Here is a 16,506-nt window from a genome sequence, read left to right as displayed (position 1 = left end):
CACCACAGGGTAAAGCCCAGCAGGGTGGTCAGTGCCAGCACCAGCGTGCTCAGTTGCCATGGCCACAACGGGCGATCGGGCTGGCTGCTGGTGCTGGCCGGCGTTTCGGCGCTGAGCGCCGGGTTGTCTTCGATCTGCAGCCCGCGTGCCGGCAGGCTGGTGCGCTCCAGGTGCTGTTCGCGGGTGTTCCACCACACCACGTCCAGGCTTGGCAGTTGCAGGGCGCCGCTGTGGGTCGGCACCAGCGCCTCGCGCTCTTCGCGCTGGCCCACCAGGCCGCGCTCGCCAACCTCGTCGCGCAGCTGCGGCTGGTCCGGGTAGCGACGCAGGCCGGTGGTTTCGGTAGCGGGCAGCGGCGGCAGCTGCGCACTCGACAAGCCCTCGGCCTTGAGGATCACGCTGCGCGTCAGCGAATCGCCGATCTGCGTGGGGTTGTGCGCCGGGTCCGGGCTCCAGCGCTCTTCCAGCATCAGGCTGCGGGCCGGCAACCACGGCTGGTCGGCGGGGTAGTCGGCGGGCTTTGGCAGCACCTGCAACGACAGCGCGGTGGAGCTGACCCGCACCTGCTTGTTGCTGCGCGGGGCATTCGGGTCGGCCTGGCTGTCGCCGTCGGCAGAGGTGGCGCTGAAGGTCAACGCGGGGATGTCCAGTACACCGCTTTGCTGGGCGAAGATGGCGTAGCGCATCTCGATCACGCCATAGCGCACGCCATTGATCAGTTTTTCGTAGGTGCGCGACTCGCCCAGCGGTTCGACCCGAGCATCGGCGATGGACAGTGGGCTCAGGCTGCTGTCGTCATACAGCGACACCGAATGATAGATGCGCAGGGTCAGCACCGCCTGGGCCTGCACGTACACGCTGTCGGCGTCGAGGCTGGCGTCGATGCTCACCGGTGCCAGGCGTGCGACATTGGCGGCATCGGCCGGCAGCACCTGCAGGCTGACCGGCTGGCTGCGCGCCTCGCCCAGTTGCAGCACCGGCACCTCGAAGCTGCCGCTCTGGCGCGGGCGCAGGGTGATGATCCAGCGGGTATTGGCCTGGGTCTGGCCGTCGAGGCTCTTGAGGCTGTTGACCTGGCGCGTATCGCGCACCTCGAACAGCGCCTGCAGGGGCGCAAGGTCGGGGCGACCGAACTGGGTGACGTCTTCGATCTCGAGGGTCAGCTCCAGGGTTTCACCGGCGATCAGGCGTGTGCGGTCGACACTGGCGAGCAGCGTCGCCGCCTGCACCTGCAGGGCGAAGAAGAAGCTCAAAACCAGGGCGCAGACGCGGATCATTTGGGGCTTTCCTGATGCAGTTGCTGTTCGTACCAGAACTTGCGCCGCAGCAGTTCCGACGGGTTGTCCGGGATCTGGCGCAGCCATTGTTCCAGGGCCTGGCGCTGTTCGGCATCCAGGTTGCTGTCGGTGGGGCGCTGCGGTGGCCGGGTGGTGTCCTCGTCCGCCGGGGTGCCGGCCTGCTGTTGCTGTTCGGTGCTGTGGCGAGGGTCTGCGTTGTCCTCGGCCTTGGGCTCGCCCTGGCTGCTGTCGGTGCTGCTGGACTGCTGGGCGCTGCTGCTCGCGTCGCTGGGCAGGTCGGGCCGCGCCTGCGCCGGTTCGTTGCTGGCGGCGGGTTGCGGCGGCTCGGGCTGACGACGCAACTGTTGTTCGACCAGGGCCTTGTTGGCCTGCGCCGCGTCGAACTCCGGCTGCAGTTCCAGCGCCTGTTCGTAGGCATCCAGCGCCGCCTCCAGTTCGCCGCTGCGGGCCAGGGCATTACCGCGATTGTAGTGGGCACTGGCACTGTTGGCGCGGGCGAATTCGCGCGCCGCGGCAGCAAAATCGCCGGCCTGGTACAGCGCCAGGCCTTTCCATTGCGGGTCCTGGAAGCGGCGTGCGGCTTCGGCCGGGCGCTGCTGCTGGAGCAGGCGCTGACCCTGCTGGTCGGGGCGCAGCCACAGGTCGTGCCATTCGAACGCGTGGGCGGGCGCTGGCAGCAGGCCCAGCAACAGCGGCAGGCAGAACAGCCAGCCACGCCGGCCGGCACAGGCACCGAGCAACAACAGCGGTATCAGCAGCCAGTAGCCCTGGTCGGCCCAACTGTCCAGTTGCAGGGTCTGGCCGTCGGCGCGCAGCGCCTGGGGGTTGTCGAACAGGCCCAGGCCGCGCAGGTCGAGGTCGTCGATGCGCGCCTTGCGGTAGCGCCCGCCGGTGCTGTTGACGAAGGCCTTGAGTTCGGCGCTGTCCAGGCGCGGCACCAGGATCGCCCCGCTGTCATCCTTGAGAAATTCGCCGTTGGCCTGTTTCACCGGTGCACCTTCAGGCGTGCCGATACCGAGCATCAGCAGGTTCGGGCCGTTGCGTCCCAGGGCCTGGGCGATGCCTTCGCGCTCCTGCTGGTTGAGCGACGAGCCGATCAGCAACAGCCGGCCCTGGCCCAAGGCGCCCTGGGCGAGCAAGGCCAGGGCCTTGCGTACCGCCAGGTCGGCGCGTTGCCCGGGTTGCGGCATGATCGTCGGGTCCAGTGCCTCAAGCAGGTTGCGGCTGGTGGCCAGGTCGTCCGACAGCGGCACCAGGGTGTGCGCACTGCCGGCATAGACGATGATCGCCGTCTGGCTGTCGCGGCGGTGTTCCAGCAGGTCGAGCAGCTTGCGCCGAGCCTGCTGCAGGCGGTTGGGCGGGCTGTCGTCGGCGAGCATCTGCGGGGTCAGTTCGAGCATGATCACCAGCGGGTCGGCGGCGCGCTGGCGGGTTTGCTCCAGGCGCTCCCAGCTTGGCCCGAGCAAGGCCAGCAGTGCCAGCAGCCAGCCCAGCCCGAGGGCGATCCACGGCAGTTTGCTGTCACGCCCGCTGCCGCCCCCAAGCAGCACGGCATGGAATGCCGGGGGCAGGATCATCTGCCAGCGGCCGGCGCGTTTCTGTCGGTGCCAGAGCTTCCACAGCAGCCAGCCGAGCAGCGGCAGCAGCAACAGCCAGGCGGGGCGCAGCCATTGCGGCCAGAGTTCGATCATCGCCGCCTCCGTAAGCGCAGGCGCTTGAGACGTTCGCGCCATTGCGGGTGAGGCTGCAGGAAGTGCGGCCGGCGCAGCAGGCGTTGCAGCAGGTTGTCGGGCCAGCGTTCACGCACCACCAGCAACACGCTCAGCCATAACGCCAGGGCCAGCGGCCAGCTGTACAGCGCCTGCGCAGTACGTGCCTGGGTGGGTTGCTGGGCCACCGGCTCCAGGCGGTCGAGGGCCTGGCCGATGGCATTGAGTTCGTTGCCGTCGCGGGCGCGAAAGTACGCACCGTGGGTCACCTCGGCGATTTCCCTGAGTGAGGCTTCGTCAAGGTCCAGGCTGGGGTTGAGCCCGAGCATGCCGGCGGTACCGGTTTCGTCCGGGTCGGCGCCAATGCCGATGGTGTAGATCCTGATACTTTCCTGGGCGGCCAGCGCGCGGCGGTCAGCGGGTGGATCTGCCCGCCGTTGTTGGCGCCATCGGTGACCAGGATCAGTACCCGGCTGTTGGCCGGGCGCATGCGCAGGCGCTTGACCGCCAGGCCGATGGCATCGCCGATGGCGGTGTTCTTGCCGGCGATGCCGATCTGCGCTTCGTCGAGGAAGCTGCGCACGGTGCGCCGGTCGAAGGTCAGCGGTGCCTGCAGGTAGGCCTGGCTGCCGAACAGGATCAGCCCCACGCGATCACCCTCGCGTCCCTGCACAAAGTTGCCGAGCAGCTGTTTGACCAGGGCCAGGCGGCTGACGTCTTCGTCATCCCAGCGCATGTCGGGGAAGTCCATCGAACCTGACACGTCCACCGCTACCAGCAGGTCGCGGCCGCTGGCGGCCACCGGCAACGGCTCGCCCAGCCATTGTGGGCGGGCGGCGGCGCACAGCAGCAACAGCCACACCAGCACGAACGGTGCCTGCTGGCGCCAGGTCGGCAGGTTCAGACGCGCGCGGCGCCCGGCCAGGCCTTCGAGTTCATCGAGGAAACTGACCTTGAGCACCGGCTCGCCGCTGTCGGCGGCGGGCAGCAGCAGGCGCGCCATCCACGGCAGCGGCAACAGTACGAAGACCCACGGCCAGGCCAGTTCAAACATGTTTGCGAATCCAGGTGTCGACCGCCTGGTTGAGCCCGGCGATGGCCTTGTCGTCGAGCTTGCACTCGGGCTTGTAGGCGCCCTCGACCAGTACCATCCAGCGCGTCAGGCCGGCGGCCGGGCAGCGGTTGTCGAGAAATGCCAGCCACTTGCGCCCGTTGAGGGTGTGGCTGTGGCTGTCCGGGTAGTGGTTGCGACACAGGCGCTTGAGCAGCGCGTTGATCTGCTGCAGCCAGGCACCGGCCGGGGCGCCGTCGTAGGGTTTGGGCAGTGCGGCGAGCTCCGCCAGCGCGGCGATGCGCACCGGCTCCAGGGGTTGTTCGGCACGCGGGATGACGGCTTTGCGCGGGCGCCAGTGGCGCAGCCGCCACAGGCCCCAGCCTATGACCGGCAGCAGCGCGAGCACGCCCCACCAGCCCGGCGCGGCGGCCACAGGCCGACCGGCTCGGGCGCGATCAGCGGTTGCAGCGCGTCAAGCGGGGTCATCGGGTCTTACCCGCGCGCTGCGGGTCGAGGTATTCGCGCAACTGCTCGATCATTTCGCTCTGGGTGCTCAGGGGCATCAGCACTACCCGCAGCTTTTGCGCCAGCAGCTCCCAGCGTTCGATGCGTGCCTCGCTTTGCTCGCGGTAGCTTTTGCGCAGGTTGGCGTCGAGGGTGTCGAGTTCCAGTTGTGCGCCGCGCTGGGCAAAGCGCAGCAGGCCGGCGGCGGGCAAGGCGTGGTCGAGCGGGTCGGACACTGGCAGCAACAGCAGGTCGCAATGGCGCGCCAGCAGGCTCAGTTGCTGCTCGACGCTGGGGTTGAGCGCACGTTCGTCGCAGATCACGATCGCCAGGCTGCCGGGGCGCAGCACTTCGCGGGCGCGGCGCAAGGCAATGCCCAGGTTGTCGCCCTGGGGCTGGGCCTCGGTGTGCAGCGACTGGTTGACCCGCGCCAGGCGGTTGAGCAGTTGCAGCAGGCTCTGCTTGCTGCGCCGCGGCTTGATCTCGTAGTGCTCGTTGTCGCCGAACACCAGCCCGCCGATACGGTCGTTGTGGCCCAGTGCAGCCCAGCCGATCAGCGCGGCGGCCTGGGCGGCGAGTACCGACTTGAACATCAGCCCCGAGCCGAAGAACAGCCGCCGGCTCTGTTCGACCAGGATGAAGATCGGCCGCTCGCGCTCCTCGTGGAACAGTTTGGTGTGCGGCTCCTGGGTACGCGCGGTGACACGCCAGTCGATGTTGCGCACGTCGTCGCCGGCCTGGTACACGCGTACCTGGTCGAAGTCCACGCCGCGCCCGCGCAGGCGCGAGTGGTGCAGGCCGACCAGCGGGCTGCGCTGCCCGGGGGCAGAGAACAGCTGCACTTCGCGCACGCGGTGGCGCATCTCGATCAGCTCGGAGAGCCCGATGCGGATGCCGGGTTCGGCCAGCAGGGTGGTGGGCATGGCTTCAGGCCACGGCCACGACGTCGAGGATGCGCTGGATCACCCGGTCCTGGTCGATACCGGCCGCTTCAGCCTCGAACGAAAGAATGATGCGGTGGCGCAACACGTCGAACAGTACTGCCTGGATGTCTTCGGGGCTGACGAAGTCGCGCCCGGCCAGCCATGCGTGGGCCCGTGCGCAGCGGTCCAGGGCGATGGAACCACGGGGGCTGGCGCCATAGGCGATCCAGTCGCCGAGCTCGACGTCGTACTTGGCGCCGGTGCGGGTGGCCATGACCAGTTGCACCAGGTACTCCTCTACCGCATCGGCCATGTACAGGCCGAGGATTTCCTTGCGGGCGGCAAAGATCGCCTGCTGGCTGACGCGGCGTTCGGGCTTGGTTTCACCGTTGAGGGCTTCGCCACGGGCCTGCTGCAGGATGCGCCGTTCGACAGCGGCATCCGGGAAGCCGATCTTCACGTGCATCAGGAAGCGGTCGAGCTGGGCTTCGGGCAGCGGGTAGGTGCCTTCCTGCTCGATCGGTTCTGCGTGGCCATCACCAGGAACAGCGGCGACAGGTCGTAGGTGCTGCGGCCTACGCTGACCTGGCGCTCGGCCATGGCTTCGAGCAGCGCCGACTGGACCTTGGCCGGGGCGCGGTTGATCTCGTCGGCCAGTACCAGGTTGTGGAAGATCGGGCCTTGCTGGAACACGAAACTACCGGTTTCGGGGCGGTAGATCTCGGTACCGGTGATGTCGGCGGGCAGCAGGTCGGGGGTGAACTGGATGCGGTGGAACTGGGCTTCGACCCCTTCGGCCAGCTCTTTGATGGCTTTGGTCTTGGCCAGGCCCGGCGCGCCCTCTACCAGCATGTGACCATCGGCGAGCAGCACGATGAGCAGGCGCTCGACCAGTTTTTCCTGGCCAAGGATCTGGGTAGAGAGAAAGGTGCGCAGCGCGATCAGCGCTTCACGATGTTCCATCGGGACGGTTCCTGGAAGTGCGCCCGGGGGTAGGGCAGCGAACCGCCCGGGCAGGGGCTGATACTTTAATCTATCCGGGGGGGGCGGCGACTAATGGTGGGGCGCAAATTTGTGGCGGGTGCACAGTGTTGTACTGGCAGGGAGGGCCTCTTCGCTGGCAAGCCAGCTCCCACAGGTTTTTTGTAGTGCTTGCAAAACCCTGTGGGAGCTGGCTTGCCAGCGAATGGCCGTTACTCAGTTCTTGAAGCTGGAATGCTTGCGCCCCTGGTCACACAGCGCGAACACCACCACGAACACCGCGGCAATCGCCAGGATCACCACCACGCCATCGGTCGAATGCGTCGGCGAACTGGCCACCAGCGCCAGGCCACCCAGCGGCGCCAGGCCACCGGCCACCGCCGTGCCGATCTCGCGGCCGGTACCAAAGCCCGAAGAGCGTGTTGCGGTCGGGAACTGCCGGCTCAGGAACGAACCCTGCGGGGCGAACATCATCGGCGCCAGCAAGCCGGTACCGATCGCGATGGCCAGGTAGATCATCAGTGGTTCGCCGGTATTGAGCAGCGCCATGAACGGCCAGGCGAACAGCACCGAGAAGCACCCGCCCATGATCAGCACCGCCTTGCTGCTCCACTTGTCGCACAGCCAGCCGAAGCACGGCACCGCGACAATCGCCACCAGGCTGGCAATGGTGACCGACAGCGAGGTGACGTGTGCCTCGACGCCCTTGAACTGAGTCAGGTAGGCCAACGAGAAGGTCTTGAAGATGTAGCTCAGTGCGTTGTAGCCAATGGCGACGAAGAACACCACCGCCAGGCCCTTGAGGTCATTTTTGAACAGCGCCTTGAGTGGCGAGACCTTGGCTTTTTTCGGCGCTTGCTCAAGCTCGGCGAACTGCGGGGTTTCCGGGATGCTGCGACGTACCCAGAAACCCACGCCGACCAGCACGATGCTGCAGATGAACGGGATGCGCCAGCCGCCGGAGAGCAGGAAGTCGTTGCCGTTCATGGTCAGCAGGTACACAGTCAACGACGACAGCAGCAGGCCCAGGTTCAGCCCCAGCGCCGGCCAGGCACCCTGGCTGCCACGCTTGCCTTCGCTGGCATGCTCGTAGCTGGTGACGGCCGCCGCAGACAGCTCGGCGCCCGCGCCCAGGCCCTGGATGATGCGCACCAGCACCAGGATGATCGGCGCCCAGATGCCGATGCTGGCGTAGCTGGGGATCAGGCCGATCAGGGTGGTGCACAGGCCCATCATGCAGAAGGTCACCACCAGCACCTGCTTGCGCCCGAAACGGTCACCCAGGTAGCCGAACAGCACGCCGCCGAACGGGCGCGCGATGAAGCCGATGGCAAAGGTGGAGAAGGCCAGCAGCGAGGCGACCTGCGGGTTGCTGGCGTCGAAGAAGATCTTCGAGAACACGATGGCTGCCATGGTGGCGTACAGATAGAAGTCATACCACTCCAGCATCGAGCCGAAAATGGTCGCCGCCGCGACCTTGCGCAGGCGTTTCTTGTTCTGTTCGGGGGTTTCGGTTGCGGGGTTGACCGCTTCATGTACCGACATCGAGAGGTTCCTTGTAGGTCTTTGTAGTTATTTTCAAGCGGGCGGCCGGCGCCCGTGCAGCAGTGCAGCCATGCAGGTCAGCGTGGTGTGAGGATGCGTTCGGCGATCATTTCGCCGATCGGGATGGCCGAGGTGGCGGCGGGCGACGGTGCGTTGCACACGTGGACCATGCGCGGCGTCTCGGCGAACAGGAAGTCGTGCACCAGGGTGCCGTCGCGCATTACCGCCTGGGCGCGGATGCCGGCCTCGTAGGGCAACAGGTCGTCCACCTGCAGCGAAGGGCAGTACTTGCGGCATTGTTCCAGGTAGCCGCGCTTGAACAGCGAGTTCTTCATCTCGGTGGTGCCCGAGCCGAGGTTGTTCCAGAGGGTTTTCCAGAAGCCAGGGAAGCGCGCGTACTGCGCCACGTCGCGCCAGTTGAGCGAGAACTTGGCGTAGTTCTCGCGGCCCAGGCCCAGCACCGCGTTCGGCCCGACGGTGACGCTGCCGTCGATCATGCGCGTGAGGTGCACCCCCAGGAACGGCAGCTCCGGGTCGGGGATGGGGTAGATCAGGTGGTTGACGATCTGGTTCTTCGTGGCCGGCAGGCGGAAGTATTCGCCGCGAAACGGAATGATCTGATGGTCGATCTTGACCCCGGCCAACGCGGCCAGGCGGTCAGATTGCAGGCCGGCACAAGCGACCAGTTGCTTGGCTTGCCAGGTGCGGTCCTCGCTGTTGACGGTGACGTTGTCGCCGCGTTCGACGATGGCGCTGACGCGAGTGTCCAGGCAGATCTCGCCGCCCGCTGCCTGGATCACCCTGGCCATGGCCTGGCACACCTGGGTGTAGTCGACGATGCCGGTGGCGTCGACGAACAGTCCGCCCAGGCCGACGATGTTCGGCTCGCGGTGTCGCAGCTCAGCGGCGTCCAGGCGCTCGACCTTCAGGCCGTTCTGCTGCGAACGCTCGTACAGCGCCTGCATGCGTTGCACTTCGAGTGGGCTGGACGCCACCAGCAGCTTGCCGCACACGTCGTACTTGATCGCGTGGGTGTCGCAGAAGTCCTTGGTGGCCTGGGCGCCGCGCTTGCACAGGTCGGCCTTGAGGCTGCCCGGTGCGTAGTAGATGCCGGCGTGGATCACCCCGCTGTTATGCCCGGTCTGGTGCTTGGCCAGGCGGGTTTCCTTTTCCAGGATGACCAGCGAGGCGCCAGGCTGGCGTTCGAGCAGGGCCATGGCGGTGGCGAGGCCGACGATGCCGCCGCCAATGATGCAGTAGTCGTAAATCATGCAGGGGTCACCTTGGTATTCTTGTCGGGTTATCAGGTTGTCAGACTAAGTGGTGCAAATAAAAGGGCGCTGGCAGGCCGCGCCCGTCACAATCGGTGTTGATCGGTTACGCCATGGCAGGCAGGTCGAGTTTGAGGCGTCGCGCCGAGGCCCGCAGGTGCGCTTCGGCACAGGCCGCAGCCGCGTGGCGATCGCCATCGGCGATGGCCTGGTACAGCGCCTGGTGCTCGCGGTTGGCATCGGCCGAGCCGCCCACCGAATGCGCCGCCGAGTTTTCCCAGGCCGCCTTGCGGGCGGCCGCCAGTTGGCCGCGCAGAAAGTCATGGAAGGCCACGAAGTAGTCGTTCTTGCTGGCCTCGGCGATGGCGCGGTGGAATTCGACGTCGGCCGCGGCGGCCACGTCGAACTCGCTGCGCTTGTCGATCATCTCCTGCAGGGCCTTGGCCATGCGCGCCAGGTCTGTCTCATCACGGCGCTGGGCGGCGATGGCAGCGGCCTGGGTTTCGATCCACAGGCGCACTTCGAACATCTGCACCAGGTCGGCGCTGCGCCCGTTGGCACAGGGGAAGCGGAACACCGTGCCGGTCGGGTTCTGCGAAATGTATGAGCCCAGCCCGCGCCGGGCGATCAACACGCCGTCGGCCTTGAGCTGGGAGATGGCTTCGCGCACCACCGAGCGACTGACATTCAACTGCTCGGCCAGTTGCTGCTCGGTGGGCAGGCGTGCTTCGGCGGCCAGGCGCCCCGAGTCGATCTCGGTGCGGATGGCGCCAACCACGCGTTCCACCAGGGTGTCGGGGCGCTGAAGCTCAAGCATGAAAGGTAAGGCTCGCAAGTCAGGTTGTCAGACAATGCCCGCGCGGGCGTACCTTGTCAAGAATGCCCAAGGCTTCACAGCCGATAGAACGCCCGCGCGTTGCGCCACAGGGCACGTTGCAGCCCGTCGCTGTCGAGGGCTTCGCCGATCAGGTCGATGTCGGTGGGGGCGAACGGGCGTGGTGCGCGGGTGGAGGGCACGTCGCTGCCGAACATTAAGGCGTGCGGGTTGGCCGCATCGATGTCGCGCAGGGCGGGCACCACGTCGAAGTCGACCCGGCCGAAGCCGCAGGCCTTGATGTGCACGCCCGCTTCGGCCAGGCGCAGCAGGGTCGGCAAGCCGTCACGGCTCAGCCCCAGGTGGTCGATGCTGGCTGCGGGCAGGCGGCGCAGCAGTGTGGTCAGCTCGCCCAGCTCACGCGAGTCGACGTACAGCTCGACGTGCCAGCCGGCCAGTTCGAAAACACGCTTGGCCATGCGTTCGAGCTGGTCGGCGTGCTCCGAGCCGCCGCGCTTGAGGTTGAAGCGTACGGCACGTACGCCCGCGGCATTCAGCTCGAGCAGCTCGGTATCGCCGATGCTGGCCGGCACCTGGGTCACACCGACGTAGTCGGGCCCCAGCTGTTTCAGGGCTGCCAGCAGGTAACCCTGGTCGAAGGCCTGGAACGAGCCGGAGACCACCGCGCCGCTGCAAATGCCCAGTGGCTCGACGGCCGCCACGTAGTCGTCGGCACTGAAGGCATCTGGCAGGTAGCCGTCGTTGGCCACCAAGGGGAAACGCGGGTCGATGATGTGGCAGTGGGCGTCGAAGATCGGTTGGGGCATGGGGGCTCCTTGAGGGGTCAAAGCTCGCTGACGTAGGTACCGGTGCCTTTGAGAATGTTCTGCAGGGTTTGCTCGACTTCGGCCAGGTCGGTGCCGTCGGTGCCGAGGATAATCTCGAGGTGGTCGTCGCCGTTGAGCACGTCGGCATCGCCCGGTGCGACTTCGATCAGCAGGCGCTTGGCACTCAAGGTGACCTTGAGGCCGTCGAGCGTGCCCGGTTCGTCGTCCAGGGTGATGTCCACCGTGTCTTCGTCGGGGTAGCGGGTCATGAGGAACATCTGGCCCTTGTCGCTGTGGCAGCACAGGGTGGCCATGTTGTCTTCTTCATCATCGCAAGGGGTGGCGAAGAGCAGGGCGGTGGTCAGTTGCATGGGGTGGCTCGGTGATTGAAAAGTTGAAACGCGAGTGTGCCAGTCTTCAGCCCGTGGATAAATCGCCGCCTGCCTCTGATTGACCGAATATGTCGCAGCATCGCAAGCAGGGGTGACCGGCCAGTCGTTAAGCTGCCCTGTCGATGGACAACCGGACGACACCGCGTACGGGGTTGGCTATGGTTGATCCGAGCATGGCGGATGTGCGCGACGCTTCATTCAATAACAAGCCCAAGCGGAGTACCACAGATGGCGTTTTTCACCGCAGCCAGCAAAGCCGACTTCCAGCATCAACTGCAGGCGGCCCTGGCGCAGCACATCGGCGAACAGGCACTGCCACAAGTGGCGCTGTTCGCCGAGCAGTTCTTTGGCATCATCTCTCTGGACGAACTGACCCAGCGTCGCCTTTCCGACCTGGCCGGTTGCACACTCTCGGCCTGGCGCATCATCGAGCGCTTCGACCATCGCGAACCCCAGGTTCGTGTCTACAACCCCGATTACGAACGCCATGGCTGGCAGTCGACCCACACCGCCGTGGAAGTCCTGCACCATGACCTGCCGTTTCTGGTCGACTCGGTGCGTACCGAGCTCAACCGCCGCGGCTATAGCATCCACACCTTGCAGACCACCGTGCTCAGCGTACGTCGCGGGGCCAAGGGCGAGCTGCTGGAGATCCTGCCCAAGGGCACCCAGGGCGACGGCGTGCTGCAAGAGTCGCTGATGTACCTGGAGATCGACCGCTGCGCCAACGCTGCCGAGCTCAACCTGCTGGCCCGCGAGCTGGAGCAGGTGCTGGCCGAAGTGCGTGTGGCCGTGGCCGATTTCGAGCCGATGAAGGCCAAGGTGCGCGAGCTGCTCGACCTGATCGACGCCACGGCCTACGCCCCGGCTGCCGCCGAGAAGGAAGAGGTCAAGAGTTTCCTGCAATGGGTGGTGGGCAATCACTTCACCTTCCTCGGCTACGAGGAGTTCGTGGTCAAGGCTGACGCCGAGGGCGGCCAGCTGGTGTATGACGAGCAGTCCTTCCTGGGCCTGACCCGCCTGCTGCGCGCCGGCCTGAGTAGCGACGACCTGCGCATCGAAGACTACGCGGTCAACTACCTGAACGAGCCGTTGCTGCTGTCGTTTGCCAAGGCCGCACACCCGAGCCGCGTGCATCGCCCGGCGTACCCCGACTACGTGTCGATCCGCCAGCTGGACGCCGACGGCAACGTCATCAAGGAATGCCGCTTCATGGGCCTGTACACCTCGTCGGTGTACGGCGAGAGCGTGCGCGAGATCCCGTACATCCGCGGCAAGGTGGCTGAAGTCGAGCGCCGCTCCGGGTTCGATGCCAAGGCCCACCTGGGCAAGGAGCTGGCCCAGGTACTCGAAGTGCTGCCGCGTGACGACCTGTTCCAGACCCCGGTCGACGAACTGTTCAGCACCGTGATGTCGATCGTGCAGATCCAGGAACGCAACAAGATCCGCGTGTTCCTGCGCAAGGACCCCTACGGCCGCTTCTGCTACTGCCTGGCCTACGTGCCGCGTGACATCTACTCCACCGAAGTGCGCCAGAAGATCCAGCAGGTCCTGATGGAGCGCCTGAAGGCCAGCGATTGCGAGTTCTGGACGTTCTTCTCCGAGTCGGTGCTGGCGCGCGTGCAACTGATCTTGCGCGTCGACCCGAAAAACCGCATCGACATCGACCCGCAGCAACTGGAAAACGAAGTGATCCAGGCCTGCCGTTCGTGGCAGGACGACTACGCCAGCCTGACCGTCGAAAGCTTCGGCGAAGCCCAGGGCACCAATGTGCTGGCCGACTTCCCCAAAGGCTTCCCGGCCGGCTATCGCGAGCGCTTTGCCGCGCATTCGGCGGTGGTCGACATGCAGCACCTGCTCACCCTGTCCGAGCGCAAGCCGCTGGTGATGAGCTTCTACCAGCCGCTGACCCAGGCTGGCAAACAGCAACTGCACTGCAAGCTGTACCACGCCGATACGCCACTGGCGCTGTCGGACGTGCTGCCGATCCTGGAGAACCTCGGCCTGCGCGTGCTGGGCGAGTTCCCGTATCGCCTGCGCCACAGCAATGGCCGCGAGTTCTGGATTCATGATTTTGCCTTCACCTACAGCGAAGGCCTGAACCTGGATATCCAGCAGCTCAACGACACCCTGCAGGACGCGTTCGTGCACATCGTCAACGGCGATGCCGAAAACGATGCGTTCAACCGCCTGGTGCTGACCGCCGGCCTGCCGTGGCGCGACGTGGCGCTGCTGCGAGCCTATGCGCGCTACCTCAAGCAGATCCGCCTGGGCTTCGACCTGGGCTACATCGCCAGCACGCTGAACAACCACACCGACATCGCCCGCGAGCTGACCCGCCTGTTCAAGACGCGTTTCTACCTGGCGCGCAAGCTGGCCGGTGACGACCTGGACGACAAGCAGCACGCCTGGAGCAGGCCATCCTGACCGCGCTGGACGACGTGCAGGTGCTGAACGAAGACCGCATCCTGCGGCGCTACCTGGACCTGATCAAGGCCACCCTGCGCACCAACTTCTACCAGACCGACGCCAATGGCCAGGCCAAGTCGTACTTCAGCTTCAAGTTCAACCCCAGGCTGATCCCCGAGCTGCCCAAGCCGGTGCCCAAGTTCGAGATCTTCGTGTATTCGCCACGGGTCGAGGGTGTGCACCTGCGCTTCGGCAACGTGGCGCGCGGCGGTTTGCGCTGGTCGGATCGCGAGGAAGACTTCCGCACCGAAGTGCTGGGCCTGGTAAAGGCGCAGCAGGTGAAGAACTCGGTGATCGTGCCGGTGGGCGCCAAGGGCGGTTTCCTGCCGCGTCGCCTGCCCCTGGGCGGCAGCCGTGACGATATCCAGGCCGAAGGCATCGCCTGCTACCGGATCTTCATTTCCGGCCTGCTGGACATCACCGACAACCTCAAGGACGGCGCCCTGGTGCCGCCGGTCAATGTGGTGCGTCACGACGATGACGACCCGTACCTGGTGGTGGCGGCCGACAAGGGCACCGCGACCTTCTCCGACATCGCCAACGGCATCGCCATCGATTACGGCTTCTGGCTGGGCGACGCCTTTGCCTCCGGCGGCTCGGCCGGCTACGACCACAAGAAGATGGGCATTACCGCCCGTGGCGCCTGGGTCGGCGTGCAGCGTCACTTCCGCGAACGCGGCATCAACGTGCAGCAAGACCCGATCACCGTGGTCGGCGTGGGCGACATGGCCGGCGACGTGTTCGGCAACGGCCTGCTGATGTCCGACAAGCTGCAACTGGTGGCGGCGTTCAACCACCTGCATATCTTCATCGACCCGAACCCGGAGCCGGCCAGCAGCTTCGCCGAGCGCCAGCGCCTGTTCGACCTGCCGCGCTCGGCGTGGAGCGATTACGACACCAGCCTCATGTCCGAGGGCGGCGGGATCTTCTCGCGCAGTGCCAAGAGCATTGCCATCAGCCCGCAGATGAAGGAACGCTTCGCCATCGAAGCCGACAAGTTGACCCCGACCGAGCTGCTCAATGCATTGCTCAAGGCGCCGGTCGACCTGCTGTGGAACGGCGGTATCGGCACCTACGTCAAGTCCAGCGAAGAGAGCCATGCCGATGTCGGCGACAAGGCCAACGACGCCCTGCGCGTGGACGGCAACGAGCTGCGCTGCAAGGTGGTGGGCGAGGGCGGCAACCTGGGCATGACCCAACTGGGCCGTGTCGAGTTCGGCCTGAACGGCGGCGCCACCAATACCGACTTCATCGACAACGCCGGTGGCGTGGACTGCTCCGACCACGAGGTCAACATCAAGATCCTGCTCAATGAAGTGGTGCAGGCCGGCGACATGACCGAGAAGCAGCGCAACCAGCTGCTGGGCAGCATGACCGAGGAAGTCTCGGGCCTGGTGCTGGGCAACAACTACAAGCAGACCCAGGCGCTGTCGCTGGCCGCACGCCGGGCCCGCGAGCGGATTGCCGAGTACAAGCGCCTGATGGCCGACCTGGAAAGCCGTGGCAAGTTGGACCGCGCCATCGAGTTCCTGCCTTCCGAAGAGCAACTGGCCGAGCGCATTGCCGCCAACCAGGGGCTGACCCGCGCCGAGCTGTCGGTACTGATCTCGTACAGCAAGATCGACCTCAAGGAAGCCTTGCTCAAGTCGCTGGTGCCGGACGATGACTACCTGACCCGCGACATGGAGACCGCGTTCCCGCCGTCGCTGGTGAGCAAGTTCGCCGAGGCCATGCGCCGTCACCGTCTCAAGCGCGAGATCGTCAGCACCCAGATCGCCAACGACCTGGTCAACAACATGGGCATCACCTTCGTGCAGCGGCTCAAGGAGTCCACGGGCATGAGCCCGGCGAACGTGGCCGGGGCCTATGTGATCGTGCGTGACATCTTCCACCTGCCGCACTGGTTCCGTCAGATCGAGGCGCTGGACTACCAAGTGCCGGCTGACGTGCAGCTGACCCTGATGGACGAGCTGATGCGCCTGGGCCGTCGGGCCACGCGCTGGTTCCTGCGCAGCCGTCGCAACGAGCAGGACGCGGGGCGTGACGTGGCGCATTTCGGGCCGAAGATCGCGGCGTTGGGCCTCAAGCTCGACGAGTTGCTCGAAGGGCCGACCCGCGAGCGCTGGATGACCCGCTACCAGGGTTTCGTCGAAGCCGGCGTGCCGGAGTTGCTGGCGCGCATGGTGGCGGGCACTACGCACCTGTACACCCTGTTGCCGATCATCGAGGCGTCGGATGTGACTGGCCAGGACCCTGCCGAAGTGGCCAAGGCGTTCTTCGCCGTGGGCAGCGCGCTGGACCTGACCTGGTACCTGCAGGAATCAGCAACCTGCCGGTGGAAAACAACTGGCAGGCACTGGCGCGTGAAGCGTTCCGTGACGACATCGACCTGCAGCAGCGGGCCATCACGATCTCGGTATTGCAGATGGCCGATGCGCCGGCAGACATGGATGCTCGGGTGACGTTGTGGGTGGAGCAGCACCGTGTGATGGTGGAGCGCTGGCGTGCGATGCTCGACGAGCTGCGCGCGGCGACGGGTACCGATTACGCCATGTATGCCGTGGCCAACCGGGAGCTGGTGGACCTGGCGATGAGCGGCCAGGCGACGGTGGTACCGTCCTGAGTGTGCACTAGGTAAACAAAGCCCCGGCCTTTGCCGGGGCTTTGTTTTTTGCAGGCCTGGCCTTTTCGCCGGTGAGGCTGGCTCCTGCCGGGCAGG

Annotated in this window: 8 protein-coding genes and 4 pseudogenes; 1 reads left to right on the top strand and 11 read right to left on the bottom strand. The window is 66.0% G+C overall.

Annotation, left to right across the window (positions count from 1 at the left end; all coding sequences use genetic code 11):
- The 11 genes and pseudogenes from G3436_RS04385 to G3436_RS04335 all read right to left on the bottom strand — a co-directional run.
- On the bottom strand, positions 1 to 1,277 hold a 1,277-nt coding region (locus G3436_RS04385; RefSeq protein WP_163941724.1), incomplete at its 3' end, for a BatD family protein.
- A complete protein-coding gene (locus tag G3436_RS04380) occupies positions 1,274 to 2,989 on the bottom strand; it encodes a VWA domain-containing protein (protein ID WP_163941721.1) in 1,716 nt (571 codons plus the stop codon). The genes G3436_RS04380 and G3436_RS04385, both read right to left, overlap by 4 nt.
- Positions 2,986 to 4,061: pseudogene (locus G3436_RS04375) on the bottom strand (vWA domain-containing protein). Before G3436_RS04375 ends, G3436_RS04380 begins: the two are co-directional and overlap by 4 nt.
- A pseudogene (locus G3436_RS04370) lies at positions 4,054 to 4,547 on the bottom strand (DUF4381 domain-containing protein). Before G3436_RS04370 ends, G3436_RS04375 begins: the two co-directional pseudogenes overlap by 8 nt.
- On the bottom strand, positions 4,544 to 5,488 hold the full coding sequence (locus G3436_RS04365; protein WP_163941718.1) for a DUF58 domain-containing protein: 945 nt from the start codon (positions 5,486 to 5,488) through the stop codon (positions 4,544 to 4,546). Before G3436_RS04365 ends, G3436_RS04370 begins: the two are co-directional and overlap by 4 nt.
- Positions 5,489 to 5,492: 4 nt before the next feature.
- Positions 5,493 to 6,451 (bottom strand): annotated as a pseudogene (locus G3436_RS04360) (AAA family ATPase).
- A 234-nt stretch (positions 6,452 to 6,685) separates the two neighbouring features.
- Positions 6,686 to 8,014 (bottom strand): MFS transporter, encoded by a 1,329-nt coding sequence (locus tag G3436_RS04355; RefSeq protein WP_163941715.1) that lies wholly within the window; start codon positions 8,012 to 8,014, stop codon positions 6,686 to 6,688.
- Between the two features lie 77 nt (positions 8,015 to 8,091).
- Positions 8,092 to 9,285, bottom strand: a complete 1,194-nt coding sequence (lhgO, locus tag G3436_RS04350) for an L-2-hydroxyglutarate oxidase (RefSeq protein WP_163941712.1) — start codon at positions 9,283 to 9,285, stop codon at positions 8,092 to 8,094.
- A 106-nt stretch (positions 9,286 to 9,391) separates the two neighbouring features.
- On the bottom strand, positions 9,392 to 10,102 hold the full coding sequence (locus tag G3436_RS04345) for a FadR/GntR family transcriptional regulator (protein WP_163941709.1): 711 nt from the start codon (positions 10,100 to 10,102) through the stop codon (positions 9,392 to 9,394).
- Positions 10,103 to 10,176: 74 nt separating this feature from the next.
- Positions 10,177 to 10,926, bottom strand: a complete 750-nt coding sequence (locus G3436_RS04340) for an amidohydrolase family protein (protein WP_163941706.1) — start codon at positions 10,924 to 10,926, stop codon at positions 10,177 to 10,179.
- A 17-nt stretch (positions 10,927 to 10,943) separates the two neighbouring features.
- Positions 10,944 to 11,297, bottom strand: coding sequence for a hypothetical protein (locus G3436_RS04335; protein WP_163941703.1), 354 nt, complete (start codon positions 11,295 to 11,297; stop codon positions 10,944 to 10,946).
- 249 nt (positions 11,298 to 11,546) lie between these two features.
- Here G3436_RS04335 and G3436_RS04330 point away from each other — a divergent pair.
- A pseudogene (locus tag G3436_RS04330) lies at positions 11,547 to 16,410 on the top strand (NAD-glutamate dehydrogenase).
- Positions 16,411 to 16,506 lie beyond the last annotated feature (96 nt).

The organism is Pseudomonas brassicae, from assembly GCF_010671725.1.
Classification (GTDB): Bacteria; Pseudomonadota; Gammaproteobacteria; order Pseudomonadales; family Pseudomonadaceae; genus Aquipseudomonas; species Aquipseudomonas brassicae.
This window is presented reverse-complemented; position numbering and strand designations above follow the sequence as displayed.

Excerpts from the sequence above, each read along its gene's own strand:
- G3436_RS04380 (WP_163941721.1), bottom strand. The coding sequence starts at position 2,989 with ATGATCGAACTCTGGCCGCAATGGCTGCGCCCCGCCTGGCTGTTGCTG.
- G3436_RS04340 (WP_163941706.1), bottom strand. The coding sequence starts at position 10,926 with ATGCCCCAACCGATCTTCGACGCCCACTGCCACATCATCGACCCGCGT.
- G3436_RS04365 (WP_163941718.1), bottom strand. The coding sequence starts at position 5,488 with ATGCCCACCACCCTGCTGGCCGAACCCGGCATCCGCATCGGGCTCTCC.
- G3436_RS04355 (WP_163941715.1), bottom strand. The coding sequence starts at position 8,014 with ATGTCGGTACATGAAGCGGTCAACCCCGCAACCGAAACCCCCGAACAG.
- lhgO (WP_163941712.1), bottom strand. The coding sequence starts at position 9,285 with ATGATTTACGACTACTGCATCATTGGCGGCGGCATCGTCGGCCTCGCC.
- G3436_RS04335 (WP_163941703.1), bottom strand. The coding sequence starts at position 11,297 with ATGCAACTGACCACCGCCCTGCTCTTCGCCACCCCTTGCGATGATGAA.
- G3436_RS04345 (WP_163941709.1), bottom strand. The coding sequence starts at position 10,102 with ATGCTTGAGCTTCAGCGCCCCGACACCCTGGTGGAACGCGTGGTTGGC.